Below are 26,750 nucleotides of genomic sequence, written 5' to 3' on the forward strand. Positions count from 1 at the left end.
CACGCAGCTGACTATCTGTCAGATATGAAGGTTTGTCCTCCGTGTTTGTTTAGCGCGTCAACTTGGGTAACGTGCCGTATTGCCTGTGAACGGCGCTAACTTCCGGCTGGAATCGACAACGTCTCCGCTGGTCAGCGCGGTTTCTATGGAACGGGGGAGCGATGACTGCTGTGCATGCGGTCGAGGATTTGATCAAGAACGATGTCGATCACCCGAGGGAGCTCGAGAGAGAAGCTCCGTACCGGGCCTACCTGTTCGGGTATCTACGGATGTACCGCGGCGATCACCGGGTGACGCTGGAGTCGAGCCGCAAAAAGGGCCTGCACATCCTGCTGTGGTTCCTGTTGAACCCCGGAAAGCCGTGCTCGGCGGACCAGTTCGTCGACACGTTGTGGCCTGAAACCGAACCCGACAAAGCGATCAGAGGGTTCGACGTCAACATGCATGTGCTCAAGCGGCTGCTCGAGCCCGAACTCGGTCCGCGAGAACGGTCTTCATTCATCCAGCACCACGCCAACCGTGTGTACACCTTCGAGTCGGCAGACCTGTGGTGGACGGATGTGGCCGACCTCGAGCTGTTATTCCGGCGCGGTCACGCGTACGACATCGCCGGCGACGTCGCTCGTGCACTCTTCTACTATCGCCGTGTGTCGGGTTACGTCTCACAGGGCCCGTTGCTCGACGGAGAATCAAGCTCCTGGCTCGAGCGCTACCGGCACAAATACGCGCTGATGTGCTCGCAGGCGCTCACCCGCCTGATGCAGATCGACATCGATTCCGGCACAGACGAAGAGCTCCTCGAGACGGCCTACCAGATGCTGCGGCTCGAGCGGTACAACCAGTTGGCGACCAAGGTGATCATCGAGGTCTCCCTGCGCCAGGGCAATCGCAGGCGAGCCGCACGCCGGCTGGAGGCATTCTGCGAAGTCGTTCAGCGTGATCTCGGCATGCGACTCCCGAAAGAGTTCGTCGAACTTCGCCACCAACTGCTCGGCACGCCCATCCGCTGCGGCGGCCCGTCGCACCAGGCCACGAACTTACAAGCCCGGTAATAGGCGGGGAAGTCCGCGTCCCTACGGTCATCGCGCACCAGCTGGAGAACGACGAAGCCAGCTCCACCTGCAGGACAAGGCATCAGGAGCCCAATCCAATGACCCTTACCGTTGGCGAATTCTTCGACCAACTGCCCGGCCGACTGCGGGCCGAGACCGCGGCCGGCCTCGAACGCACCCTTCAATGGCAGCTCACCGACCTTGACCCAGGCGTGTGGGCCGTCGAGATCAAGGGCGGTCAGGGACGCGTCATCCCCGGTGGCGTTCCCGAGCCGGACACCACATTCACCACCACCAGCGAAATCTGGCTCGCCATCGCCGAGGGCCGCCAGGACGCGATGAAGGCGTTCATGGCCGGCAAGATGAAGGTCGAAGGCGACATGACACTCGCACTCAAGGTGCCCGAGCTCTTCGACACCGAATCCTGACCCCCCGGGCGCGGCCTGTCCCAGGGACCCGTGCCAACTCCATGTGCACTCCAAGCCGTGGGACGGGCCGACCATCAACCTGCTGTCCGTTGGGCGAAACGTCGGTGGATCCCGCTTACGCGGGTCGTGACACGCGGGGAAGTCGAGCCGCCTAGGGTCACGGCGCACATACGGAGGCGACGTTCGCGGCACCGCCGAATATGGCAGCGAGGGTAGGCGCTCAATGAAGGTGAGACGGGAGTCTGATGTGTCGGGATGGCCCCTCGTCTGGGGTACGACCGACGTGGAGATCGGTGCCACATACCCGTGTGACGGTGTGTTTGCCGACCCCAAGTTCGAAGCACACCGTGCGGTCAGCGTTGCCGCTCCTCGCTCGGACGTGTTCCGGTGGCTGTGCCAGCTCAGAGTAGCCCCGTACAGCTACGACCTACTGAACAACTTGGGGCGCACCAGCCCTCGCGCCCTCACTCCAGGACTTGAGCAGCTGAAGATCGGGCAGCGCTTCATCAGGGTGTTCACATTGGTGAGCTTCGTGGTCGACGAGCATGTCACCATACGTGTGTCCCGGCTTGGCCGCTGGATGTTCGGGGAACTGGTGATCAGCTACGTCACTCGTGATGAGGATTCGGGTGGCACTCGGTTGATGGTGAAACTGAGCCTCCCTCGCGCGCGCAGCCTCGGTTTGGCGCGCCAATGGATGCTGGCGTGGCTCGACTTGTTCATGATGCGCAGGCAGCTCCTGAACCTGCGCGACCTGGCCGAAGGCAAGACGTGACGTCGGCATCCCGAATAATGCGGGCCCACACCGCGTAAGCGGACGCATGGAGCAGTCGCTGGAAGTGGGTTTGAGCGGCGGCAAGCGGAGTGAGCTTCGTGGTCAGGATGAGTGCCGAAGACAGACGCGAGCGTGTTGTCCGTGTGGCGATTAGGGAGTTCGGCCGTGGCGGATACCACGGCACGTCAACGGAGGCGATCGCTGAGCGGGTGGGTGTCTCACAGCCGTATCTCTTCAGGCTCTTCCCGGACAAGAAGGCGATCTTTCTGGCGGCGGCGCGGCGCTGCATGGAAGACACCGTCCGCACGTTCGGGGAGGCCACTGAGGGATTGGAGGGCGAAAGCTCCCTCGACGCCATGGAGAGCGCCTACACCGACCTCATCGCTGAACGCCCCGAACTGCTGTTGATGCAGATGCAGGTGCACGTCGCGGTGTCCGCCGCCGAGCAGGCAGGGGACTACGAGTTCGGAGAGGAGGTGCGCAGCGGATGGATGCGGCTGTGGGACACGGTCCATCTGCCGCTGGGCGCCGACCCGGATGAGACGACCAGGTTCCTGGCCTACGGGATGCTCATCAATTGCCTGGTGGCTATGGGCTTCGCCCCCGAGTCCCGACTCTGGAAGGCCGTCTGATCCGTTGACGCGACTCACGGACCGGCCGGAAAGGCACTCCTCCGTGGTTTTGCACCGTCGGTGGACGAGCCGATGAGAAAGGGAGTGGGGCCGTGCCATCAGATACACGCTGGGGCCGGTCCTCTGCCGCTGGCCGAGCACGCGGCCGTAGTGACGGTGCTACTGGAGCCCGTGTTGCTCACGCTGCGGCGATTGGCTTTGGAGGACAAGGCGTTGCGCCGGAACGGTGAGAAACCAGTGGGTGTTCATCCGCAGAACTGGCGAGCGCCGGCCCGCCACCTAGGCCCCCGCGAACACGGCATCTCTGGCGGCGTTCAAGCCCCACGTGATCGTTCATCGCGGGACTCCGGCGCCTCGCGCGCACCAGGCGTCACTTGACAATTATTACCTCAACTTGAGAAAGTCAAGCTATGCGGAAACCTCTGATCCTTCTCGCATTGACCCTCACTGCCTTCATCATCAGTGTGGAAATCCTGATCGTGAACGTCGCCTTGCCCGCGCTCATGCAGGAACTCGGGGCGAGTACGGCGCAGCTGCAGTGGGTGGTTGATGCCTACAGCCTGGCTTTCGCCGCCTTGGTGCTCGCGGGGGGCAGCTTCGGCGACCGCCAGGGCCGGAAGGGTGTCCTGCTTGCCGGCCTGGTGATCTTCGGAGCCTCCTGTCTGTGGGCGGCGTTCATTGACACGCCTGGTCAACTCATCGCCGCGCGCGCGCTCATGGGTATGGGCGCTGCTCTCATGTTTCCCGCCACCCTCTCCATCCTCGTGAACGTATTCACAGAGCGCGTCGAACGCGCCGGGGCCATCGGGATGTGGGGAACCGTCACGGGCTTCGGTGTCGCGGCTGGCCCGATTGTCGGCGGCTGGCTGCTGGCGCACCACTGGTGGGGGAGCATCTTCGTCTTCATGGCTGTGGTCGCCGTGGTGGTCGGGGTCCTCATCTGTTGGGTGGTGCCGACTTCCCGTGACTCAAGGACGCCTTCGGTCGACTGGCTGGGCCTTTTGCTTTCGAGCGCCGGCGTGGCGGTTCTCGTCCTCGGCGTCATCGAAGCGCCTGGTTGGGGATGGGGATCCGTTCGAACCGTCTCCTGTCTTGTGCTCGGCGTGGCGCTCCTGGTGATCTTCGTTGCCGTCGAGTACCGGGTCACCCACCCGATGCTCGATGTATCGCTGTTTGCCAACCCTCGGTTCAGCGCGGCGAGCGGTGCGGTCGCAATCTCATTCTTTGCTCTGCAGGGCTTCATCTTCGTGATCACGCAGTACTTGCAGCTGGTGAAGTTCTATAGCCCGTTTTCCATGGGGGTACGCCTACTCCCCATGGCGTTTGCAGTGGCTCTTTCTTCTCTCACGGGAACGAAGCTCGCGGTGAAGATCGGGAACAAAGTCGTTGTGGTGTCGGGCCTGATCCTGTTTGCCGCGGGGCTCCTGTGGACCTCAAGGAACACGGGCACGACCTCGTACGGCATGATCGCCGGTGAGATGCTTCTGTTGGGGGTCGGGGTCGGATTGGCGAGTGCACCAGCCACCGAGGCAATCATGGGGGCGGTTTCCGAGGAGAAGGCAGGGGTTGGCGCTGCAGTGAACGACGCCACGCGCCTGTTCGGCGGCACTCTAGGGGTGGCGGTCATTGGAAGCGTGGCTTCGTCGCTGTATCGCAGCCGTCTGGAATCAACTCTTCCAGGTGATCCGGTAAGTGAGAAGGCGTACTCCGCGGCTTCGAAATCCTTTGGGGCTGCTCTTCAGGTTTCGCGAACGCTCACCGACCGCGGCCTCGCTGAGAGCGGGCACCGTTTGTTCGACGCTGCGACTGCCGCTTTCTTGCACAGTATGTCCGGCGCTTCGCTGGTTGCGGCGGGGGTCTCGCTCGTTGGGGCGCTCTTGGCAGCGCTGCTCCTGCCTGCCCGCCCTCGATCCGGTGCTCAGGATGCTCCCACTCACCTCTTGGCCCGAGACATGTCGGGCGCGGCCGCAGGTGCACTTATGGCGGATGCGCTCCTGTCGCGCCGCCGTGGTCGTTCCCGGCTTCAGGACGGTGCCGACTCCGGCACAGGCGGAGATCTTTCGGCGGACGGCCAACGTCAGCGGGATGACGTACCGTAGGGCGATCTTCCGGGGCGGGACAGGTCCCCTGGTCGCACCAGTCCGTGTGGCTGGGCCGGTGCCTGCGTGTGATGGGCGACGACCGTGAACGTCGTCGCCCCACTTGCCGGTGAGGCGCACCTTGACGGTGTCGCTCGTCACCCAGCCCGTTCTATTCGTTCCCACAATTGCCGCGTGGCAGGGCTCGGATCGACTCCGAGTTCGCGGTGAATGGTCTCCAGGTAGTTTGCAAGTTGCGTCCGCGCGGCCAACACGTTGCCCTGCAACAGATTGACCTCTGCGATGGCTGTCGATGCATCCTCTGAATAGGGGTCACGCTCCAGGACCGACCAGGCGATCTGGAGTGCCTTGTGAGTCAGGTCGTGAATCAGGTAAAGCCGCAACAGTCGGCTCTCCGTTTCCCGGTGCGCGACTTCGTACGCCGTGCGAGACGAGTCGAAGGCTTTATCGAACAGGTTCTCCGGCAGAAAAGTCCGGTTGTAGTAGTCCAGCAGTACCTCGCACGACATGATCGCGGTCTCGATGTCGCCGTTCGCTTCGGCATCCCTGCCCTCGGCGAAGAGCCGCTCCACCTCGGCGACGTCGGTCCACCAGCAGTCAGCAAGGTCGAACCAATACCGACCCTTGCCGTCTGAGCGGATGAAGGTCGACGGCTGCCGGGCTGCCAGGTTCGGCTCGAGTAGATATCGCAGGTAGTGCAGCGTCACATGAAGCCGGTTGGGATTGCTGCGCGACCTGCGGTCGGGCCACAGCAGTTCACACAACTCCAGTGACTCCACGTGGACTCCCGGATTCAACAAGAACCATTTCAGTAGGGTGCGGGCGCTGGCACGACCCAACTCGGCTGCGCCATTCAGCGGGTCATCGTCGCGCCAGATCTGGAACGGTCCGAATAAACGAGCCGTGAATTGGTGACTCGCGCCTTCAGCACTCGACTTGCGTCGATCCCCGTCCTGCGCCCCTGTCTGCTGCTCGGACATATCGCCTCCCCCGTGATGAGCCGCACCGGACAACCTGGATCGCCGGTGCCCCTGAGCCTTCCCCCCGGCCGTGGATACGCCGAGACGGGTATGTGAGGTTCCAGGGGAAGTGCTGTACTCGGTCGTGAACATGGCTTCGGCGAACACGTGTGTGAAATAGCTCCATTGAGACCGCACCGGAGCTGCCGCACTGGGTCATGCCCCCCGCCGGGGCTCAGGTCGCGCAGCGCGACATGGAGCCGGATCAGTATGCGGTTGACTTCCTGGGCCAGGTCGTCGTGTCGTTCGGGTGAGGCCCGGGCAGGTCGCATCCCATCCAAGGCACCATGGAATGGGGCCACTTGGGAAACGTGGAGGGCGTCGGATGGCGTCGGTTCGCGTGAGCTCAGCTCGCGGAGCCCCTATCCCTGCTCCTCCATGCAGGCGCACTCTTGTGCCTGCAGGATCACGACCAATTCGACGTGTGTTCTTGCTGATGGTCCCGTCGAGTTCCTCGGGTCCCAAACGCCTGGGCTACGGCTGGGCCGACCTCGACGTGCTCCGCGGACGGATCCTCTCCGGCCCGTGACCCCGCCGGCCCCCAAGATCTTGGCTGGCCGCCTTTCGCGATCCTTCCGTGCGATGTAAGCGCTCCGAAAGTCGGTGCAGTGAGAGTGCTTTTGCGAGGAGGAACCCATGACCGAAGCAGTACGGCATCGACTCTCCAAATTGTCGGGTGACCAGCGGAGGGCGCTCGCAGAGTCGCTGCGCGCACGCATGGCGACAGAATCGACCGGGCCAGGGCACTATGACGTGGTTGTCCTGGGCGGCGGTACGGCCGGCCTGACGCTCGCGCTTCAGCTTCGAAAGAACCTGCCCGGTATTCGGGTCGTCGTCGTCGAAAAACTCACTCATCCAGTCCCCGAGACCACACACAAGGTGGGCGAGTCCACCGTTGAGATCGCCGCGCACTATCTGCGCGACGTGCTAGGGCTGAAGGACCACCTCGAGACGCGTCAGATCCGCAAGTTCGGGCTGCGCATGTTCTTCAGCAACCACGACAACTCCGACATCACCCGTCGCGTCGAGCTGGGCAGCTCGGTGTTTCCGCCCTTGAGTACCTATCAGCTCGATCGTGGCCGCTTGGAGAACGAGCTGGGTGTGCGCTGCACCCAAGCGGGGGTCGAGTTCCTCGGTGGCTGCAAGGTGCTCGACGTGGAACTGCGGTCCGATCAGGCGCTGCACCGGATCCGGATGGCCGGGCCCGTTGGCGAGCGCACTTTGGAGGCTCGGTGGGTGGTAGACGCTTCCGGTCGCAGCCAGCTGCTGCAGCGCCACCACCGTCGTCTGCGCGAGGAGGTCGGGCACACGGCGAACGCCGCATGGTTCCGGGTCGCGCACCCGATCGACGTCGGCACCTGGACCGATGACCCCGAATGGGCCGAGCGGATCGCCGAAGGCGACCGCGCCATGTCGACGAACCACTTGATGGGCGACGGCTACTGGGTGTGGCTCATCCGGCTCGCGTCGGGCTCGACCAGCGTCGGGATCGTCGCCGATGCCGATGCTCACCAGTTCACCTCCTTCAACACCCTGGACAAGGCGCGTGAGTGGCTGCGAGAACACGAACCGCAGTGCGCGGCGGTCGTCGACGAGCACGTGGGCGGCATCCAGGACTTCCGGGTGATGCGCAACTATTCCTACGGCTGTGAACAGGTCTTCTCGGGCGAGCAGCGATGGTGTCTCACCGGTGAGTCCGGTGTTTTCCTCGACCCGCTCTACTCGCCGGGCCTCGATCTGATCGCTATCGGCAACGGGTTGGTGGTCGACCTGGTCACCCGTTCGCTGGCTGGGGAGGACGTCGCCGCCCTGGGCGCGATCCACGACAGCCTGTTCCGCAGCGTCACCAGCATCTGGCTGGCGATCTACGAAAAGCAGTACAGCCTTATGGGAAACCCGCAGGTGATGACGTCGAAAGTCATCTGGGACACCGCATTCTACTGGGGCGTCTTCGGCCTGCTGTTCTTCCACGACAAGTTTCGCACCGCGGCCACCATCCCGTCGGTGGCCGCCGACCTGGGGCGTCTGACCCAGATCAGCAACCGGGTCCAGCAGTTCTTCCGTGAGTGGGCATCGATCGACAACTCCGAGCTGAGTCCACAGTTCGTCGACCTGTACGCACCGCTGAACTTCATGGTCAAGCTGCATGCCGGCATGGCCGATGAGCTGACCGCCGCGGAGTTCCAGACGCGGTTCAGCGAGAACACCCGTCTGTTCGCTCAGCTCGCCGGACAACTGGTCAGCACGGTCATCGCCACCTACGCCGAGCGGACCTACGACGACGATGTCGTCACCCGCATCCAGAACTGGCAGCGCGACCCGATCATCGCGGATCTGCTGGCCGCCTACCGGCGCGAACGACACCGCAACCCGACCAGCCCGCAGTGGATGACGATCGGGCGGCCTGACGCCGGACAGCCGGGACCCGCCACGCACGCGATCAACGCACTCGAGAGCCCGACCCCTAGGTAGGCAACATGTTCGAAGTCTTCCGTCCCGGCAATCGCCGGAGCACCACTTCCCAGCTGGCGCCCGGGTCCGTCCGCGGCACAGTGATGACCATGCCGATCGAGACGGCCCGGAGCCCGCGATGAACCGATCGTCGAACGACCCTGCCGGGGAGCAGGCAACCGAAACCGTTGATGTGGCCATCCTGGGGGGCGGCATCGCCGGACTCACCCTGGCCCTCCAGCTGAAGCAGTCCATGCCCGACCTCGCCGTAACCGTGATCGAGCGACAGGCGCACCCGGTTGCCGAGGCCGCCCACAAAGTCGGTGAGTCCAGCGTCGAGATGCAGGCCCACTACCTGCGCGACGTCCTCGGTCTGAAAGACCACCTCGAAAGCGAGCAGCTGCGCAAGTTCGGGCTGCGGATGTTCTTCCCCCACAACGGCAATCACGACATCGCGCGCCGGGTGGAGTTCGGGCAGATCGAAGAGGCGCCTCTGCCCACCTATCAGCTCGACCGCGGCCGCCTCGAGAACCACCTGGGCACCCGAGCCATCGCCGAGGGAGTACGGTTCCTTGACAACCATCGAGTCATTCGGGTCGACCTGCGCGGCGGCGAAGAGCAGCACCTGATCGAGGTGAGCGGCGGCAGCAAGCACCAGTTCATCCAAGCGCGTTGGGTGGTGGACGCGTCCGGGCGCGCGAGCCTGCTCAAGCGGCAACAGCAACTCGCCAAACCGAGTTCCCACCACGCGAACTCGTCCTGGCTGCGGGTGGCGCATCCAATCGACATCGGATCCTGGTCCAACGCCCCCGACTGGCGAGCACGCACTGAAGTCGAGCGCGGCCCCTACGGCCGCCGGGGCGGCGCCCGCCGGCTGTCGACGAACCACCTGATGGGCCACGGCTACTGGGTGTGGCTGATCCCACTCGCGTCGGGATCGACCAGCATCGGCATCGTCGCCGACGCCGATATCCATCCGTACGACGGATTCAACACGCTCGATCGTGCGCTCGAATGGCTCCGCAACCATGAACCGCAATGCGCGGCGGCCGTAGACGCGCACCGCGACAAGATCCAGGACTTCCGGGTCATGCGTGACTACGCCTACGGCTGCAAGCAGGTGTACTCGGAGGACCGGTGGTGCCTCACCGGTGAGGCCGGCGTCTCGATCGACCCGCTGTACTCGTCCGGCGGCGACCTCATGGGGATCAGTAACGGGCTGATCGTGGATCTGATCGAACGTGACCGCGCCGGTGACGACATCCGGGAGAAGGCCGTCGCGCACAATCAGGTCTACCTCGTGCTCAGCGAGATTTGGCTGGCTGCCTACGAGCAGCAGTACCCGCTGATGGGCAACCCGCAGGTGATGGTGGCCAAGGTCATCTGGGACACCATCATGTACTGGTCGGTGCCGGGCCTGCTGTTCTTCCACGGCAAGTTCCCACGGCTCGGTGACAGCCCCCAATCTCTGGCCAATCTGTTCCGCGCCTGGAAGATCCACAACCGGGTGCAGCAGTTCGCGCGCGAGTGGCACGCGGTGGACGATCGGCCGGCCGAGGGGGTCTTCGCCGATCCTTACACCCTGTTGCCCTTCATCGTCGACCTCCACGAAGGGATGGCTGCCGGGTTGCCGGACGACCAGCTGGACGAGCAATTCGCCAAGAACGTCACGCTGCTCGAGCAGGTCGCCGGACAGCTCGTCACCACCGTCATTGACCAACTGCGGGAGACACCGGAGCTGTCGGCCGGACCGCAGATCGAAGCCTGGCTCGCCGACCCCTTGCTGACCGAACTGCGCGCGAGGCACCAGCAGATGCAGGAAGCCAACCCGATCGACAGCGCGTGGATCACGTTGGGCCGACAGAGCCCCTCGATGGCCTGAGCGGGGAGACAGGGACATGAACCCAGCGATCCGATCGGCCGCCACGGTCGAGGACGAAGTCGCCCGGATACAGGACCGCCGATGACGGGACCGATCGGCACCGAACAGCGCCTCCGAGCACGACTTGCGGATCTGCCGCCCGAACGACGCGCCCGACTTGTCGAACGCCTGCGCCAAGGACGGGCGCAAACCCCGGGAGCCCCGGCGTGGTTCGTCCGGCATGGGAGCGCCGATCCGGCATTGCGGCTGTTCTGCTTCTCTTACGCCGGCGGCGGCACCACGGTCTTCCATGCCTGGAGCGGCCACCTGCCCGACCAGGTCGAGGTGTGCGCGATCCAATTGCCGGGGCGCGAGTCCCGGGCAGCCGAGCCCTCCTACCGGCGGCTGGCTCCGCTGGTGGCCGACCTCCACACGGCCATCACACCGTTGCTCGACCGGCCGTTCGCGCTGTTCGGGCACAGCATGGGTGCGCTCGTGGCATTCGAACTGGCCCGGCAGCTGCGGCGGGCCGGTGCACCGCAGCCAGAACGAATGCTCCTGGCCGCGTTCCGTGCGCCGCAGCTTCCCAACCCCAATATCAAGATCCATCATCTGCCCGATGAGGTGCTCAAAACGGTCCTCGCCAAGGAAGGCACGCCACAGAACGTGCTCGACAACGACGAGCTCATGCGAGCCTTGCTGCCGACGCTTCGCGCCGACTTCGAACTGTGCGACACCTACGAGTACGTGGCCGAAGCCCCGCTGTCCGTGCCGGTGTCGGTCTTCGGCGGCCGACACGACGTCCGGGTCGGGCGCGCGGACCTCGAGCAATGGAAAGTCCAGGCAGACAACGAGTTCGACCTCACCATGCTGCCCGGCTCGCACTTCTTCATCCACTCAAGCCAGGACCTGCTTTTGGCCCAGCTCGCCGCCGAACTCCAGTCCACGATGATCTCCGAGGGGGACGTACCCGCATGAGCGATCGACAGTACGGGCCTCCCGGGCGCGAACCCCTCGCGATCGTCGGGATCGGATGCCACTTCCCAGGCGGAGCCGTTACCCCCGACGCCTATTGGGACCTGCTCTGCTCAGGGGTGGACGCCACCCGCGAACTCCCGCAGGACCGCTGGGAGATCGGCAAATTCTACGATCCCGACCCCGCCAAACTCGGCAAGATGAGCACCTTTCGAGGCGGATTCCTCGATCGGGTCGACCAGTTCGACGCCCAGTTCTTCGGCATCTCACCGCGAGAGGCGATCTGGCTCGACCCCCAGCAGCGCCTGCTGCTGCGGGCCACCTGGGAAGCCCTCGAAGACGCCGGCCAGGACGCGGATCGTCTCGCCGGCAGCGACACCGGGGTATTCGTCGGCGGTTTCACCCTGGACTACAAGCTCTTGCAGAACTACGGGGTGCACAGCCGCTACGAACTCCAAGCGCACTCCGCTACGGGCATGATGATGACGATGCTGGCCAACCGGCTGTCGCACGCGTTCGACTTCCGCGGCCCCAGCCTCGCCGTGGACACCGCCTGCTCCGGATCGCTGGTGGCGCTTCACCTTGCGACGCAGGCCATCTGGAACGGCGAGTGCTCGCAAGCCGTGGTCGGCGGCGCCAATGTGATGCTGGCGCCGAACATGACGATCGCCGAATCCAAGGGCGGGTTCCTGAGCCCTGACGGCCGCTGCAAGACGTTCGACGCGTCGGCGAACGGGTACGCGCGCGGCGAAGGCGCAGGCGTGGTCCTGTTGAAGCCACTCGCCCAGGCGCAGGCCGACCGCGACTCGATCTACGCGCTCGTTCGTGGGACCGCCGTCAGGCAGGACGGCCGTACCAACGGCATCACTGTCCCCAACGGCGCCTCTCAAGAGGCCGCCATGCGCGCCGCCTACGCGTCGGCCGGGGTGTCACCCCACGAGGTGCAGTACGTCGAGGCACACGGAACGGGCACACCGGTCGGAGACCCGATCGAGGCCGCCGCGATCGGTCGGGTCCTGTCGACGAACCGGCCCGACAACGAGCCCATCTTCGTCGGGTCGGTCAAGACCAACATCGGACACCTCGAAGCCGCCGCCGGTGTGGCCGGATTGATCAAGGCGGCACTTTCCCTCAAGCACGGGCGCATTCCCGGCCACCTGCACCTCAAGGACCCCAACCCCGCCATCCCGTTCGCCGCCTACGGGCTGCGCGTGCCCACCCAGCTGATCGACTGGCCCACGAGCAACCGTCCCCGATACGCCGGGGTGAACTCCTTCGGCTTCGGCGGAACCAATGCCCACGCAGTGCTCCAGGAGCCGCCAGCCGAGGCCGCCGTTTCGACCCGCGGTGACGACCGGCGCCACGTCGTCACGTTGTCGGCTCGCAGCGCCGACGCACTGCACGACCTGGCCGAGTCGATGTGTACCATCCTCGACGAAACCGACCACGCCTTCTCCGATGTCGCGTACTCGTGCAACCTCCGCCGCACCCATCACGATCACCGCCTCGCCGTGATCGCGCAGAACTCGGACGAGGCTCGCGCGCGGCTGCGCGCCCACCTTGACGAGGAGAAAGCGGCCGGCGTGGTCGGAGGCCGAGCCCAGCCGGGAGGCAAGCCCAAGCTCGCGTTCGTCTTCTCCGGCATGGGCCCGCAATGGTGGGGCATGGGAAGGCAACTTTTTGCGACCGAGCCGGTATTCCGTGCAGCCGTCGAAGCCTGTGCCGCAGAACTGCGCAAGCACACCGGCTGGTCGCTCGTGGAGGAACTCCTCGCGGACGAGGACCGGTCACGGATGGCGGAGACCGAGGTGGCCCAACCGGCCAACTTCGCCCTGCAGGTTGGCCTCGCCGAACTCTGGCGCTCGTGGGGCATCGAACCCGACGCGATCATCGGTCACAGCGCCGGCGAGGTCGCCGCGCAATACGTGGCAGGGGTACTGACTCTGGCCGAGGCGGCCAAGGTCATCCACTACCGCAGCAGTCTGCAACAGCGCACGTCGGGCAGCGGCCGTATGCTTGCCGTCGGTATGACACCGGAAACCCTCAATCAGGCGGTCGCTGACGCAGGACCCCAGGTGTCGGTGGCGGCGATCAACAGCCCGAGCGCGGTAACGCTGTCCGGCGACGCCCAGATCCTGGAGAGCATGGCCGCGCAGCTGAAGACGTTCGGCGTCTTCCACCGCTTCCTGCCGGTCAAGGTTCCGTACCACAGCCACCTTATGGATCCGCTGCGGGCGGACCTGGAGACCGGTCTGGCCAACCTGAGCCCGAGCGCAGCCAAGCTGCCCCTGTACTCGACGGTCACCGGCAGTCGTATCGACGGCCGCGGAGCCGACGCCCACTACTGGTGGCAGAACGTGCGGGCCACAGTCCTATTCTCGGCAGCCTTCAGCGAGATGGTCGACGACGGCTGCACCCACTTCGTTGAACTCGCCCCACACCCGGTCCTGGCAAGCTCGATGCGGGAACTGCTCACCCAGCACGAGCGAGAAGGTCTGGTCGTCCCCTCGCTTCGGCGCGACGAACCCGACGACGAACTCCTGCTGCGGACCTTGGGCTCGCTGCACAGCCACGGCCACCCGGTGAAGTGGGAGACCTTCCATTCGGCCGACGCCAGGTTCGTCAAGCTGCCGAACTACCCGTGGCAGCTCAAGACCTATTGGAACGAATCGGCCGAGGCGCGCGAGGACCGCCACTACGAGCAGGTACACCCGTTGCTGGGGCAGCGCATGAACGCCCCACACCCCACCTGGGAGGTGGAACTGAACACCGGTCACCTGGCGTATCTGGTCGACCACCGCATTCAGGAGAACACATTGATGCCAGGTGCGGCGCTCATCGAGATGGCGTTGGCGGCTGCCCACCAGGTGTACGGCTCCGACCACTACAGCGTCGACGGTCTGCAGCTGCGCAAGGCGCTGGTTCTCTCACCGGTGTCGGACGCGCGGTTGCGGACGACGCTGTACCAGGAGCAGGCACGGGTCGAGATCGCCAGTTACCTGGCGCTGCCCAGCGGGGAAAGGCAGTGGACGGTCCACGCGACCGCTCAACTCGGTACGAGTGCCGCAGCGCCGGCACCGCGTGATGTCGCCGGCACGCGCGCCGGGTGCGGCAACCACATCTCCCAGGACGAGTTCTACACGCAGACGCGCGGCATGGGGTTTGAGTACGGGCCCGCGTTCCAGGGCGTCCGCAACATCGCCACCGGCGACCGAGTGGCAGTCGGCGCCGTCGCGATTCCCGACGAGATCCGTGCCGGTGTCGGCGACTACCTGTTCCATCCATGTCTGGTCGACGCCGCGTTCCAAGTCCTGCTGATCGCGGCCACCCCGCCCGACACGGATCAGGAGCGCGTCACACCGTATCTCCCGGTCCGGATCGACCGGATCCGCGTGCTGGCGCCGCCCACAGCGGAGATGGTCGTCGTCGCACATGTGGTGGCAGCCGATCGTGCGCAGATCGTCAGCGATATCGCCCTGTGCAACAGCACGGGGCGGGTTCTGGTGGAGATCGAAGGGTTCAGGGCACAGTCGCTCGCAGCTGCGGCAAGCCTGTCCCCAGAGCGCATCGACCGCGGCCTGTACGAGCTGGAGTGGCAGGAGACGCCCCGAAAGCCCACATTCACCGACGACGATGCGGCAGCGGAGGTCCCGGCACTCGGCGCGACCGGCACTGACGCCGCGTGGGTGATCTTCACCGACGCGACGGGCGTCGGCGCCGAAGCGGCGACCATCCTGCGAGCCGAAGGGCGTCGCGTCTTTTGTGTGACGCACGCCGACGTCGGGGAATTCGTCGACGGCAGCAACGACGCATACACAATCGACCCCGCCAACCAGGCACACTACCTGGAGTTGATACGAAGGCTGCGTGACCACGAGATAGGCAAAGTGGTGCACCTGTGGAGCCTCGACATCGACCTCGACGAAACCAGCTCGGCCGACGACCTGCAGGGTTCCCAGGAGATCGGTGTGCTGTCGGTCATGAGACTGATGCAGGCCCTGTCGGCCGAGCTCTCCCAGGTGCCGAAGGTGTGGCTGGCCACCAGCGGAGCGCAATCCCTCGGCGCAGACAACCACCGGCCGAACATCGCGCAGGCTCCCCTGTGGGGACTGGGCCGCGTCATCGGACACCAGGAATTCGCGACGCTCTGGGGTGGTCTGTGCGACCTCGACCCGCAGCATAGCGACTCCGAGCAAGCCCGCCTGCTGGTCGACGAGATCACCGGGGCCGATGTCGAGGACCAGATTGCGATGCGGGGGAGCGGACGCTACGTCGCCCGTCTCGCCGAGAGCACCGAACTCACGCCGCCGTTCCCGGCCCGCATGCGTGACGCCGGCAGCTACCTGGTCACCGGTGGCCTCGGCTCGCTCGGACTGCTCGTCGCGCAGTTCCTGGCCGAGCGAGGCGCGCGGGACGTAGTCCTGATGGGCCGCACGCCGGTCCCTCCCCGGCAGTCCTGGGACGAGCTGCCTGACGACCACCCACAGCTGGGCCTCGTCGGCAAGCTGCGTGAGCTCGAATCGTTCGGCGCCAGACTTCACCTCGCCGCCGTCGACGTGACCGATCCCGACCAAATGCGGCAATGGCTGAACGCGCACCACGAACAGGGCCTGCCGCCGATCGCCGGCGTGGTCCACACCGCCGGTGTCGTCGACGACGAACTCCTTGTACGGATGGACCAGGCGACATTCACGAAGGTTCTGCGGCCCAAACTGGTCGGCGGCTGGCTGCTGCATCGTCTTTTCCGGGATACAGCCCTGGACTTCTTCGTGCTGTTCTCGTCCACCGGCTCGGTGATCGCCTCTCCGGGCCAAGGCAACTACGCGGCCGGCAACGCCTTCCTGGACGCGCTGGCGGTCTACCGGCAAAGGCTCGGGCTGCCCGCACTCAGCATCGGGTGGGGGCCGTGGTCGGTCGGCATGGTCGAACAGCTCGATCTCGAGCAGATGTACGCCCGTCGCGGCATCGAGCTCATCACCCCCGAAGCCGGTATGCAGATCCTGGGCCGCGTTCTGCACCAACGCCCAGCCCACCTGGTGGCAATCACCGTCGACTGGGTGACGGCACGGGAGACCTCGCTGGCGGGCCAATTGCCACCGATGTTCACCCAACTCGAGGTCCGCGACCAGGGTGACCAGCCCGAAGGCGGCGGCGCAGACGTCCAATCTGTGCTCGCGGCTCTGCGGCAGGCCGCCGAAGGCGAGCGTGCCGCAGTTCTGGTCGGCCACCTGCGCGACGTGGCAGCACGGGTGCTTGGTCTGGAAGCCGAGAAAACCAGCACCGAAGAAACGCTCAGCAACCTCGGGCTGGACTCCATGATGGCGATCGAGATGAAACACCGCATCGAGGCCGTCCTTCAGATCGATGTCTCGGTCCTCGACCTGCTACAGGGCGCCACCATCTCCGGGCTCGCGGAAGGGCTGGTCGCACGGCTCGAACTCGGCGGAGCCGACACTGCTGCCGACGCGGACGAGTCGGTGCCCGCCGGGACCGGCAACGTCGACGATCAGCTCGATGAACTCGAACGGCTGCTCGCCGACACCGCTCCTGACGAACTTGAGGCGCTGCTGGGGGAGTTGGACGCCGGCCCGCTCGCCGACCACGAACACGATCAAGACAGCGCCTCGGTGGTCTCGTCGCCGGACGCGAAACACGGCGAGGGTGCCTGACCTGTCCGTACACGGTGTCCGCCGGGCCATACGAGTGGTCGCCGATCGGCGGAGATATCGATGTCTTGCCCACAGATCCCAAGGAGATGTGTATGCCGTACGTGATCACCGAGCCGTGCGTCGACAGCAAGGACTCGTCGTGCTACGACGTGTGCCCGGTCGATGCGATCCAGCCCTCGCCCGATGGGCCGGACTTCGACAAGCATGACCAGCTGTTCATCGACCCGGTGGCCTGTATCGACTGCGGTGCGTGCGAGGCGGTCTGCCCGGTCGAGGCGATTTACAGCGAAGACGATGTTCCGGAACAGTGGCGGTCGGCGATTGCGGCCAACAGGCAGTTCTTCGTTGACCAGGAGGCGCCGACGTAGTGGCCGACGTCCGCTGGCGACCGACCGTGAATGCTGGGCCGTCGTTGCGAAGGACCGCTGTGGCCCGGCCCCCTGGGGGCTTCGTAGGCCACGGTGCGTCTTTGACACGGCCGAGGCCAACGAGGAGCTATGTATCCCTCGGCGAACGGGCGGCTGCCCAGTCTGCCGCCGAGATCCTGGCCGCCGCGATCACGCTGCGGGCCCTGCATGGATTGTCGGACTTCGAGACGGTCCAGGAACTGCGGTGCGGCCTGTGGCGGAAAGCTGCGTGCGGAGTGCACCAAAGCCAGGACGGGGCGCATCCTGACCGTCTGCCCGCACCACCACCCTCAAGCGGCAGGCCGCCCCCAGGCTGCCACCAATCCCAACTGGCAAGCTGGCTATGGCCGTTGGTGGCTCAGTCCGAGTGCGCTGTACCTTGGCTCGTTGGCCACGGCACCCGAAAGCTCCACTGCCCTGTCACCATCACGAACGACACCTGGCCCCATACCCGCGCAGCCGCCCTCAACCTCCGCGGACTGCAACCTCGGTCTCACCCGCATCGAGGGCGCCCGGCAGTTCACCCTGACCCGCATGTGACCGAAGGGGCCGCCCGGCCTGACCGCCGTATCGGCCCTCCCCGAGACCTTCATCGGCCATCCAGGGGTGGTCGACATTCCGATGCTCAGGGGGATATGCATCCCTTCGGATCAGCTGCGCCCGAACGCGAGGGCGAGATCCTTTTCCTGTCCCTGCAGATCACCCCCGGATATGGCCTGCTCGACCGTCAGCATGCCCGATGCCAAGCCCAACACGACCGCAGGATCGCCGCGAAACACCGTCGCCGGTGCCTCTCCACGGCAGAGTTCGACGTGCACGCCTGTTTCTTCGACGCGCACCGTGACGATGGCGTCGTCGACGGCCAGCCCCACCGTCGTCGGCTCGTCGGATCGCATGTCCTTCAGCAGCGAATCCAGCGCCACCACCAGCCAATGCCCCCGGAAGCTATCGCCCTGCGGACCCGAGATCATCAGGGGAGTGCTCCAGTTCACCAGGGCGGCGACGGCGGGGCGAAGCTCGCTGCCCCATGGGGTGAGCATGTACGCGACGCTGTTGTTGTCGGTGTCGAGCGTGCGCTGGATGACGCCGGCTTCTTCCAGTTCTCGCAGGCGGTCGATGAGCAGGTTGGTGGCGATGCCCGGCAGCCCGGCCAGGAGTTCGCTGTAGCGAGCCGGGCCAACGAGCAGTTCCCGGACGATCAGCAGACTCCAGCGCCCGCCGATAACGTCGAGCGAACGGGCAAGACCGCAATATTGACCATAAGACCGTTTCGGCATTGCTCTCCTCGGCCCACTTGTGCTTGACTTTCTCATAGTAACTTGAGTATATGTCACCCGTAGCGAGGAGGCCCAGCAAGTGCCGACCCAGCAACCTGTAGGCACGCGCCCGTCTTGGGTGGACGACGACCTGTATCCCTTCAAGAGCCGCTTCGTCGAGCTGGATGGGCACGTCGTGCACTACATCGACGAGGGCTCGGGGCCGATCTTGCTGATGTTGCATGGCAACCCGACGTGGTCGTTCGTGTACCGGGACGTAATCGCCGGCCTGCGTGACCGGTTCCGCTGCATCGCCTTGGACTATCCCGGGTTCGGGCTCTCGGTCGCGGCGCCCGATTACGGCTACCAGCCTGACGACCACGCCGCAGTGGTTGTGGCGTTCCTCGATCACATGGAACTGTCGAACCTCACTCTGGTCGCACACGACTGGGGAGGTCCGATCGGCCTGTACGCAGCCGAGCAGCGGCCGGACAAGTTCGAGCGGCTCGTGTTGGCGAATACCTGGGCATGGCCGGTGAACGGCGAATTGCGCGCCGAAATGGCGTCGAGGGTGATGGGCGGCCCCATCGGACGTGAATTGATCAGGCGGGCCAACCTGTTTGTGAACGCGCTGATCCCCGCAGGTCACCGGCGCCGCAAGGTCTCCCAGCTTGAGATGACGCACTACAGGGAGGCGCTGGCAACGCGGGAACGTCGCAACGCCTGCGCGATCCTGCCGGGCGCCATTACCGGCAGCCGCGAGTTTCTCGCCGACATCGAGGAGCACTTGACGCTGATCGACCAGCTCCCGACGCTCATCGTATGGGCGGACGCCGACGTGGCCTTCGGCGACAAAGACCGTGCGCGCCTGGGGGAGAAGTTCCCGAACTCCACCACCGAGGTGGTTCATGGCGCCGGCCACTTCGTGCAGTCCGACGCCGCCGACGAGATGAGCGAAGCCATCCAGACCTGGTGGGGCAGTTCGGCGGCCAAGTAGCCACCGAACCCCCTGCGCTGGCAACGATTTCGAGGAAGCCGTACCCGGCTCTACCTGACGTCTCATAACTGGGGGTGCCCTTGATGGAGGAACTTGACGTTGCGTCCGAAGACGTTGGCGCTGAAGAGATGGCCACCGGCGACTTGGTGGCTCGATTCTGTGCCGCGGTTTCGGCTGGTGATGTGGACGCCGTGATCGAAACGATGGCCGAGGACGCCGAAATGGTGACCCCGCTGTCCAGCCGCACGGTGATCCGGGGCCACGATGATCTGCGCGTCGTGTTCGCTGCTTTTCTGCCGACTTTGTCGCGGGACCTGCACTGGCGTCTTCGAGTCGGAAATGCTGACACGACCGTCGCAGTGGCCGAAGCTCGACTCGGAGGCGTGCGCGTCGAGGACGCGATGCTGATCGAACAGGACGCAGACGGCCGCATCCGTCGAGTGACACCGCACGTCCGTCCGTGGCTGGGATTGACGGTATCCGCGTTCGTTCTGGGGCCCAAGCTGCTACGGCATCCTGGGGTCATGCGCCGTGCTATGCGACGCAAATGACGATCGGCGCAGCCACCCGAGCAGGGTCGAACTCTCGGTGATCGCGCTCTGGCTCGGACGCGTGTCCGCCCCATCGAAACGACTGGTGCTGCCCAGGCGGTGATCGCGGCAACCCGTACCGTACGAGTGGGCTCGTGTCGCAGCACCAGCCAGGGCCAGAAGGCGGCGTCGGTGGGGGAGTCGGCGTAGTCGCCGAACGGGGACACGGCGGCCAGGCCAGTCGGTCGTCGGTAGACGCGAGGCGAGTGACCGCAAGCCCGACCGGCGGCACGGCCTCAATTGGGTCGGGGGGCACCGCGGATCAGTGTGGCTCACCACTGCCCCTCGGCAGAGCAGCAACGCGGCCACTACGGCCTGTCGTTTGAGAGGCCCCAGGTCGAGTGGTGTTCCGCCACGCCATGCCTGTAACGGCCCCAGTACCTGATCCGAAGCAGTTCAGGAGATCCGCCGTCTACCTGAAGCCTCCGCCTCCGCGCATCAACGGAATTGCAGACATTGCATCACTTGCGCATGGCATCACGGGCAACGACTCCGTAGGGAGCGCGCACGGCGTCCCACGGCCCTCGTCGGTTAGGGTCGCCTCGTGGCGGACGAACCGGTTCCGTCGCGTGAACCTGACTGGCCTGCGGTAGATCGCGACTGTGGTGCAGCCTTCACTGTGCCCAAATGTGCCCACTCGATGGGTGGTCGGGGTAAAAGTGCAGGTCAGATGGCCATCTGGGGGTATTTCCGGGAGACCGTGACCAGGCCCCGGTTGTGCGGTGCCTGACAGGTGGTCTTGTAGGAGCTGGTCTCCCATACGCCGGCAGGGCACCCGGTCCCCACCCACTGCAACACGGAGAGCTGCCGCTCATTGACCTGCCGTTCCAAGGGTCCGCCTTCGACTCGAAGTGACGTACGACGGCGGCATGGTGTCAGTTCTGTTCGTCGGGGACGGCCAGTTCGAGTCGCTAGGCTCGAACGAGGGGGCTGACGTGGATGGAAGCCGGTTGACGGAGAGCAGTAGGCGGGTGCTGTTCTGCGGCGGGGGTCTGACTCCTGAGATCTCTGACCGGGGTGTCCTGCTCACACTGGGGCGACCACCGGCCGGGGACGGTGTGTTGCTGGTCTCGGGCTGACCGGGCGTGTCTCGATAGGGGCCTGCCGGAAAGGCGTCTTCACGATTCTGACCGTCCGCACGGCCCGGTGTCGGCTACGGGACAAGCCGTCGGCCTGAAAGGGAACGAGCGTGATCGGCACGTCCTCCGCGTCGCGTGCTCGTCGGCGCCGGCCGGCGGGGGAGGCGGTCCTGGGAGTGGACACGCACCGGGATGCCCATGTGGCCGCCGTGCTCTCCCTGGTGGGGGAAGTGATCGGCACCGAGGAGTTCCTAGCCACCGCGGCCGGCTACCGAGAGCTGTTGGGGTGGGCCAGGGCGTCGGGTACGGTGCGCCGGGCCGGAGTGGAAGGGACCGGTTCCTTCGGGGCGGCCCTGTCCCGCTACCTGCTGGCCCAGGGCGTGGACGTTTTCGATGTGAATCGGTTCGACCGGGCCGACCGCCGCCGACGCGGCAAGTCGGACCCGCTCGATGCCGAGAACGCGGCCCGGGCGGTGCTGAGCGGGCGGGCGCGCGCCCAGGCCAAGACGGGCGATGGGCCGGTGGAGATCGCCCGGATGTACAAGCTGGCCAAGGACTCGGCGGTCAAGGCCCGCACCCAGTCGATCAGCCAGCTCAAGGCCGTCCTCATCCGTGCCGATCCGCAGCTGAGGGAGGAACTGGCCGGGCTGGGCAACGCGGAGCTCTTGCGTACCTGTGCGGGGCTCGTCGACGACAGCCTGCACGACGAGGCCGACGAGACGGCGGTGCTCCACGCTACGCGGCTCGCGGTGGGCTGCGCCCTGGTCTTCTGCGCCATGAGCGTCCTGGTCGACTGGGACGCGGGAAGCCTGACGCCCCTCCGCACCGTGCTCTGGGTGACCCTGTCGGCCGGCCTGTGCGCCGTCCTGCTTCCGGCGCGCGTGACCGCGGGTTCCGGTTGGCTGGCAGCACGCGCCCCCTGGCGCCGGCGAGTGATCCACACGGACGCACTGACGTCCGTACGGCAGTTCGACGGCATCTCCTCCCACCTGGTCCTGCAGGACGTTCACGGTCACCGTCTGGAACTCGACCCCAGGATCCTCGCCGCCAACCCCCTGCTCTGGCACGAACTCGACACGGGCGTCCGCCGCTCCCTGGAACGCGGAACGCTCCGCCTCGGAGCGGATCTCATGGAGCGACTGGGGCAGCACATCGACGCCGAGACGGTCGAGGCGGTGCTTCGGGCATCGGGGCTTTCCTGACCGCACAGGGCATCCACCCCTGTCCATGAGGCACCTTCCTCTCGACTGAGATACAGAAAGGGCCGGGCGGCTGTAGGAGTACCAGGAGGGCTGGGGCACGCTCCTGCGCGATGTCCTGCTGCCTGCGGTCCACCTCCGGAAGGACCTCGTCGGCGTGGCGTCCGGCCACGTGGCGGGCGATGCGCTCGGAGACCGGCCAACCCGCCCGGCACATGCCGTGGCGGTTCTCGAACACCATGGTGTCGCCGCGGTGTTCGGCGGGTCCATTCCGGTGAGCGATGCCGTCTCATCGAGGCGGCTCAGCTCCAGGACCCCTGCGCCCGCCACCGTTCGACGCAGGCGGTGCTACCCCCGGACGTTGCGCGATACCTCTACCAGGAAGAGCCTGACAACGCCCGGCCACGCGTGGTCCGCGCGACAACCCCTCCGACGGACATCACAGTCGGAAAGGGTTCTCGCCCGAGGGGGACGAAAAGTACCTTGTGCTGCTGATCAGCTTTTTCTTCTTGTGTGCGAAAGAGGCTTCGCAGTGGGGCGTCCCGAACTACCGGTCGACCCGGCGGCCGGTCCGGTGCAGCGGCTCGCCCATGATCTTCGGGAGCTGCGCCGTTCGGCGGGTGGCGTGTCGTACCGGGCCATGGCGAAGAAGGCCGGCTTCTCGGCGACGACCCTGGCGAAGGCCGCGAGCGGCGAGCGACTGCCGTCGTTGGCCGTGCTCCAGGCGTACGTCCAGGCGTGCGGGGAGGACCCCGTTCCGTGGGAGGCCCGGTGGGCGGAGGCCGAGGCGCTGGCCGGGGAGGAGCGGCAGGAGGATGCCGACGCCGCCCCGCCCTACCGTGGCCTCGCGCGTTTCGAGCCGGATGACAGTGAGCTGTTCTTCGGCCGGGACCGGCTGATCGACGAGCTGAGCGAGCTGGGGTGCGGGTCCCCGTTCGCCGTGGTGTTCGGGGCGTCCGGCAGCGGCAAGTCCTCCCTGCTGCGGGCCGGTCTGATTCCCGTGCTGCGGGAGAAGATCGCGGAGCAGGGGCGTACGGCGGTCCTTCGGATCCTCACTCCGGGAGCCCGGCCCGCCACCACCTACGGCCCTCTGCTGACGCCGACGGCCGACGATCCGGAGAGCTGGGTGGTGGTGGATCAGTTCGAGGAGGTCTTCACCCTCTGCCGCGAGCGCGCCGAGCGGGACCGCTTCCTCGACCTTCTGCTCGCCGCACGCGACCCGGGCAGCCGACTGCGCGTGCTCATCGCCGTACGCTCCGACTTCTATGCGCGGTGCGCCGAGCACCCGCGACTGGCGGAGGCACTGCACGGGAGCGGGTTCCTGGTCAGGCCCATGACCGCGGACGAGCTGCGCGAGGCGGTGATCGGTCCCGCGCAGGCGGCCGGGCTCATCGTGGAGCGGACCCTCACCGCACGGATCGTCGAGGACGTGCTCGACGAGCCCGGCGGACTGCCGATGCTGTCGCACGCCCTGCTGGAAACCTGGCGGCGGCGCAAGGGACGGATGCTGACCCTGGCCTCGTACGAAGCGGCCGGCGGGGTGCACGGCGCGATCGCGGCCAGCGCCGAGGAGGCGTACGGGGACCTCTCACCGGCGCAGGCGCACGCCGCCCGGCACCTGCTCCTGCGGATGGTCGAGCCCGGCCAGGGCAACGCCGACACGCGCCGCCCGCTCGGCTGGGAGGAAATGGCCGGCTGGGAGGACCCCGAAGTGCGAGCCGTCGCCGGGCGGCTGACCCGGGCCCGGCTGCTGACCACCGACGACGACGGAGTGCAGCTCGCCCACGAGGCGCTCATCACCTGCTGGCCGAGGCTGCGCGAGTGGATCGACGCGGATCGGGAGCGGCTGCGCCACCACCGGCAGCTGACCGACGCCGCCCGCACCTGGCTGGAGCACGACCGCGACCCGGGCACGCTCTACCGGGGCACCCGCCTGGCGCGGGCCGAGGAGCTGTTCGTGGGCGACGACCGCGGCTACGACGGCCTGACGTCCGAGGAGACGGCCTTCCTGGTCGCCGCGGCGGAGCAGCGGGCGACGGAGGAGCGGGCCGCCACCCGGGCCCGGCGCCGCAGCCGCACGCTCACGGCCTCGCTCTGCGCCGTGCTGGTGGTGGCCCTGGTCGTCGGCCTGACCGCGCTGCGACTGCGTCAGGACAGCGAGAGGCAGACCACCGACACGGCGGCCCGCCGGGTGGCCGCGGTCGCCGACGCGCTGCGCACCACCGACCCGCGCACCGCGATGCTGCTCGGCGTCGCCGCATGGCGCATGTCCCCGCTGCCGGAGTCCCGCCGAGCCCTGCTGGGCGCGCTGGCCCAGCCCGAACTGGACAACTTCACCGACCCGGCGCCCGGTGACGAACCGACGCGCCTCCTCGACAGCTCCGGGCGCACTCTGCTCAGCATCGGCGACAACACCTGGCGGACGTGGGATGTGAGCACCCACCGCCCTATCGCCTCGGGGCCGGTACCTCACGGGGCGATACTCGGTGCGGGTCCGGGCGGCCGGGTGCTCGTCATCCGGACCGCCCAGCAGACCCAGCGGCTGTGGGACACGCGAACGAGGCGCTGGATCGGGGGTCCCCTGCCGTTCAGGGGCACCGTGCGCTTCGGGGCGAGTGGCCGCAATTACCTGGTGACGAGCATGTTCGACGACCGGGCTGGGCTCTACTCCCTCACCGACGGCCATCTGGTCTTCCGGACTCCGTCAGCCGGCAGGGGGGAGCTCGCCGCCGCGGCGGCCGACGACGACCGGCTGCTGGCTGTCTGCCCGCGCGGCCGGTCCCCGCAGGTCTGGGACACCTCCGCGCGCAGCGTCCGGTCCGGCGTCTGGACGAGCGCTCGCGGCGTCTGTGGTGACGGCACCTTCCTCGGCCTCACCGGCGGCCGGCTCCTCGCTCTCACCGGGGGCCGGGTGCGCGTATGGGACACCACGTCGGGACGAAAGCTCGCCGACGTCGCCCACCCGGGTGCCCTTTCGGCCGTCGTGAGCGCGGACGGCTCGTTTCTGGCAACCGGCGGCAGCCAGGAGATCCGAGTGTGGCGTCTGTCCAAGGGCGGCAACCCCGTTTTCCGGCACTCCCTGGACAACGAGTCGCTCTCCGGTCTCGCCTGGGACTCCTCACAGCCCCTGCTGCGGTACCTCGAAGGAGGCACGGTCCACACCCTCGACCTCACCACGACGCTCACCCGCGCCTGGCGCAAGAGTCCGCTCGCCGGGGTCCGGCTCAGCCCCGACGGCAGGACGCTCGCCACCGCCGAACGTATCGGTGACCGCTACGTCTTCCAGCTGCGGAACACGCGCGACGGCCGTCTGCTGCGAACCCTGCCGCCCCCGTCACGTCCCTTCTTCCGCCCCGGCAACCGGACGGTCCCCGGGGAGGTCACCGAGCCTTTGCTGTCCTTCAGCCCCGACGGAGGCATCTTTGCGTACGGAGTCTCCGCCCCCTGGGACACGGCGCCCCAGCGTATGACGGTGTGGGACGTGGCCGGAGGACACGCGAAGACCACTGTGGACCTGGCGACGGCGTCCACGACGTCTACGGACGCGATCGCCCTGGGACCGGGCGGTCGTACGCTCCTCACCGCACGTTTGACCGAGGACGGCTACTTCAACGAGACATGGGACACCACGCGGCAGCGCAGGACGGCGCTCCTCCCCGGCCCGGGCGGCCGTCGTCCGGCCGTCAGCCGGGACGGCCGGCTCCTCGTGACCGACAACCGCGTCGTCCGAGCGGGCCGGTCCCACGTCCAGCCCCTCGTCCAGCACGACGACATCGAAGAAATCGCCTTCGCCCCCGACGGCTCCCGCTTGGCGGCCGGCGACGGGACCGGGCGGGTGGCCATCTGGGACGGCGACCTCCGGCACCGAGCGGGCATCCTGAGGAACCTCTTTCCGGCGCCCGTCGATCCGTCCTCCGACTCGGCCGAGACGATCAAGGCTCTCGCGTTCAGCCCGGACGGCAGCACGCTTGCCGTGGGCGGCGACGCGGGCACCGTCCAGCTCTGGGACATCGCAACCCAACAACCTCTCGGTCCTCCTCCGCCCACCCACGGTGAGAGCATCGACACGCTCGCCTTCAGCCCGGACAGCAGCATGCTGTACCTGGGCGGCAAGCACGTCCCGCTCCAGCGGTACGTCGTGGATCCCGACCGAGCGGTATCCCTTGTCTGCTCCCGTGCCGGGAACACGGAGCTGACCCGGGCGCAGTGGCGCACCTACGTTCCGGACCGGCCGTACCGGCGGGTCTGCCCCTGACCGTCT

The 26,750-nt window shown here is 66.7% G+C and carries 16 protein-coding genes and 1 pseudogene; 14 read left to right on the plus strand and 3 right to left on the minus strand.

Going from position 1 to position 26,750, the window contains the following annotated elements; translation table 11 throughout:
* Positions 1–161: 161 nt before the first annotated feature.
* The 5 genes from OOK07_RS35510 (at position 162) to OOK07_RS35530 (ending at position 4,986) form a co-directional block, all read left to right on the plus strand.
* Entirely contained in the window at positions 162–1,052 is an 891-nt protein-coding gene (locus tag OOK07_RS35510; protein WP_266685909.1) for an AfsR/SARP family transcriptional regulator, read from the plus strand.
* Positions 1,053–1,150: 98 nt separating this feature from the next.
* The gene (locus OOK07_RS35515) at positions 1,151–1,480 is read left to right on the plus strand and encodes an SCP2 sterol-binding domain-containing protein (RefSeq protein WP_266800569.1); all 330 of its coding nucleotides are present in this window, start codon (positions 1,151–1,153) and stop codon (positions 1,478–1,480) included.
* A 283-nt stretch (positions 1,481–1,763) separates the two neighbouring features.
* A complete protein-coding gene (locus OOK07_RS35520; protein WP_266685912.1) occupies positions 1,764–2,255 on the plus strand; it encodes a hypothetical protein in 492 nt (163 codons plus the stop codon).
* Between the two features lie 98 nt (positions 2,256–2,353).
* Positions 2,354–2,887 carry a TetR/AcrR family transcriptional regulator gene (locus OOK07_RS35525; protein WP_266802145.1) on the plus strand — a complete coding sequence of 178 codons (534 nt, stop codon included), beginning with the start codon at positions 2,354–2,356 and terminating at the stop codon, positions 2,885–2,887.
* A gap of 437 nt (positions 2,888–3,324) precedes the next feature.
* On the plus strand, positions 3,325–4,986 hold the full coding sequence (locus OOK07_RS35530; protein WP_266800571.1) for an MFS transporter: 1,662 nt from the start codon (positions 3,325–3,327) through the stop codon (positions 4,984–4,986).
* A 137-nt stretch (positions 4,987–5,123) separates the two neighbouring features.
* Here the strand turns inward: OOK07_RS35530 and OOK07_RS35535 are convergent, their stop codons facing one another.
* Positions 5,124–5,966, minus strand: a complete 843-nt coding sequence (locus OOK07_RS35535) for an AfsR/SARP family transcriptional regulator (protein ID WP_266685916.1) — start codon at positions 5,964–5,966, stop codon at positions 5,124–5,126.
* Between the two features lie 675 nt (positions 5,967–6,641).
* On the opposite strand from OOK07_RS35535, the gene OOK07_RS35540 reads away from it, so the two are divergent.
* The 5 genes from OOK07_RS35540 to OOK07_RS35560 all read left to right on the plus strand — a co-directional run bounded on the left by OOK07_RS35540 (position 6,642) and on the right by OOK07_RS35560 (position 17,329).
* Positions 6,642–8,477: an NAD(P)/FAD-dependent oxidoreductase gene (locus OOK07_RS35540; RefSeq protein ID WP_266800574.1), complete on the plus strand. Its 1,836-nt coding sequence runs from the start codon at positions 6,642–6,644 to the stop codon at positions 8,475–8,477.
* Positions 8,478–8,595: 118 nt separating this feature from the next.
* Positions 8,596–10,338 carry an NAD(P)/FAD-dependent oxidoreductase gene (locus tag OOK07_RS35545; protein ID WP_266800575.1) on the plus strand — a complete coding sequence of 581 codons (1,743 nt, stop codon included), beginning with the start codon at positions 8,596–8,598 and terminating at the stop codon, positions 10,336–10,338.
* A gap of 81 nt (positions 10,339–10,419) precedes the next feature.
* Positions 10,420–11,295 (plus strand): thioesterase II family protein, encoded by an 876-nt coding sequence (locus tag OOK07_RS35550; protein ID WP_266685919.1) that lies wholly within the window; start codon positions 10,420–10,422, stop codon positions 11,293–11,295.
* The gene (locus OOK07_RS35555) at positions 11,292–16,961 is read left to right on the plus strand and encodes a type I polyketide synthase (RefSeq protein ID WP_266802147.1); all 5,670 of its coding nucleotides are present in this window, start codon (positions 11,292–11,294) and stop codon (positions 16,959–16,961) included. Before OOK07_RS35550 ends, OOK07_RS35555 begins: the two co-directional genes overlap by 4 nt.
* A gap of 92 nt (positions 16,962–17,053) precedes the next feature.
* Positions 17,054–17,329 carry a 4Fe-4S dicluster domain-containing protein gene (locus OOK07_RS35560; protein ID WP_266685921.1) on the plus strand — a complete coding sequence of 92 codons (276 nt, stop codon included), beginning with the start codon at positions 17,054–17,056 and terminating at the stop codon, positions 17,327–17,329.
* A 689-nt stretch (positions 17,330–18,018) separates the two neighbouring features.
* Here the strand turns inward: OOK07_RS35560 and OOK07_RS35565 are convergent.
* Positions 18,019–18,645, minus strand: coding sequence for a winged helix-turn-helix transcriptional regulator (locus OOK07_RS35565; protein WP_266685922.1), 627 nt, complete (start codon positions 18,643–18,645; stop codon positions 18,019–18,021).
* 118 nt (positions 18,646–18,763) lie between these two features.
* On the opposite strand from OOK07_RS35565, the gene OOK07_RS35570 reads away from it, so the two are divergent.
* The 3 genes from OOK07_RS35570 to OOK07_RS35580 all read left to right on the plus strand — a co-directional run bounded on the left by OOK07_RS35570 (position 18,764) and on the right by OOK07_RS35580 (position 22,492).
* On the plus strand, positions 18,764–19,621 hold the full coding sequence (locus OOK07_RS35570; protein ID WP_266800578.1) for an alpha/beta fold hydrolase: 858 nt from the start codon (positions 18,764–18,766) through the stop codon (positions 19,619–19,621).
* Positions 19,622–19,704: 83 nt separating this feature from the next.
* The gene (locus tag OOK07_RS35575; protein WP_266685924.1) at positions 19,705–20,172 is read left to right on the plus strand and encodes a nuclear transport factor 2 family protein; all 468 of its coding nucleotides are present in this window, start codon (positions 19,705–19,707) and stop codon (positions 20,170–20,172) included.
* Positions 20,173–21,400: 1,228 nt separating this feature from the next.
* A complete protein-coding gene (locus OOK07_RS35580) occupies positions 21,401–22,492 on the plus strand; it encodes an IS110 family transposase (protein WP_266800580.1) in 1,092 nt (363 codons plus the stop codon).
* 66 nt (positions 22,493–22,558) lie between these two features.
* On the opposite strand, the pseudogene OOK07_RS35585 reads toward OOK07_RS35580, so the two are convergent.
* Positions 22,559–22,834, minus strand: a pseudogene (locus tag OOK07_RS35585) (PE-PGRS family protein); the annotation flags it as partial.
* Positions 22,835–23,021: 187 nt separating this feature from the next.
* Between OOK07_RS35585 and OOK07_RS35590 the strand changes: the two are divergent.
* Positions 23,022–26,744 carry an nSTAND1 domain-containing NTPase gene (locus OOK07_RS35590; protein WP_266800582.1) on the plus strand — a complete coding sequence of 1,241 codons (3,723 nt, stop codon included), beginning with the start codon at positions 23,022–23,024 and terminating at the stop codon, positions 26,742–26,744.
* Positions 26,745–26,750: the final 6 nt, after the last annotated feature.

Source organism: Streptomyces sp. NBC_00078, assembly GCF_026343335.1.
Classification (GTDB): domain Bacteria; phylum Actinomycetota; class Actinomycetes; order Streptomycetales; family Streptomycetaceae; genus Streptomyces.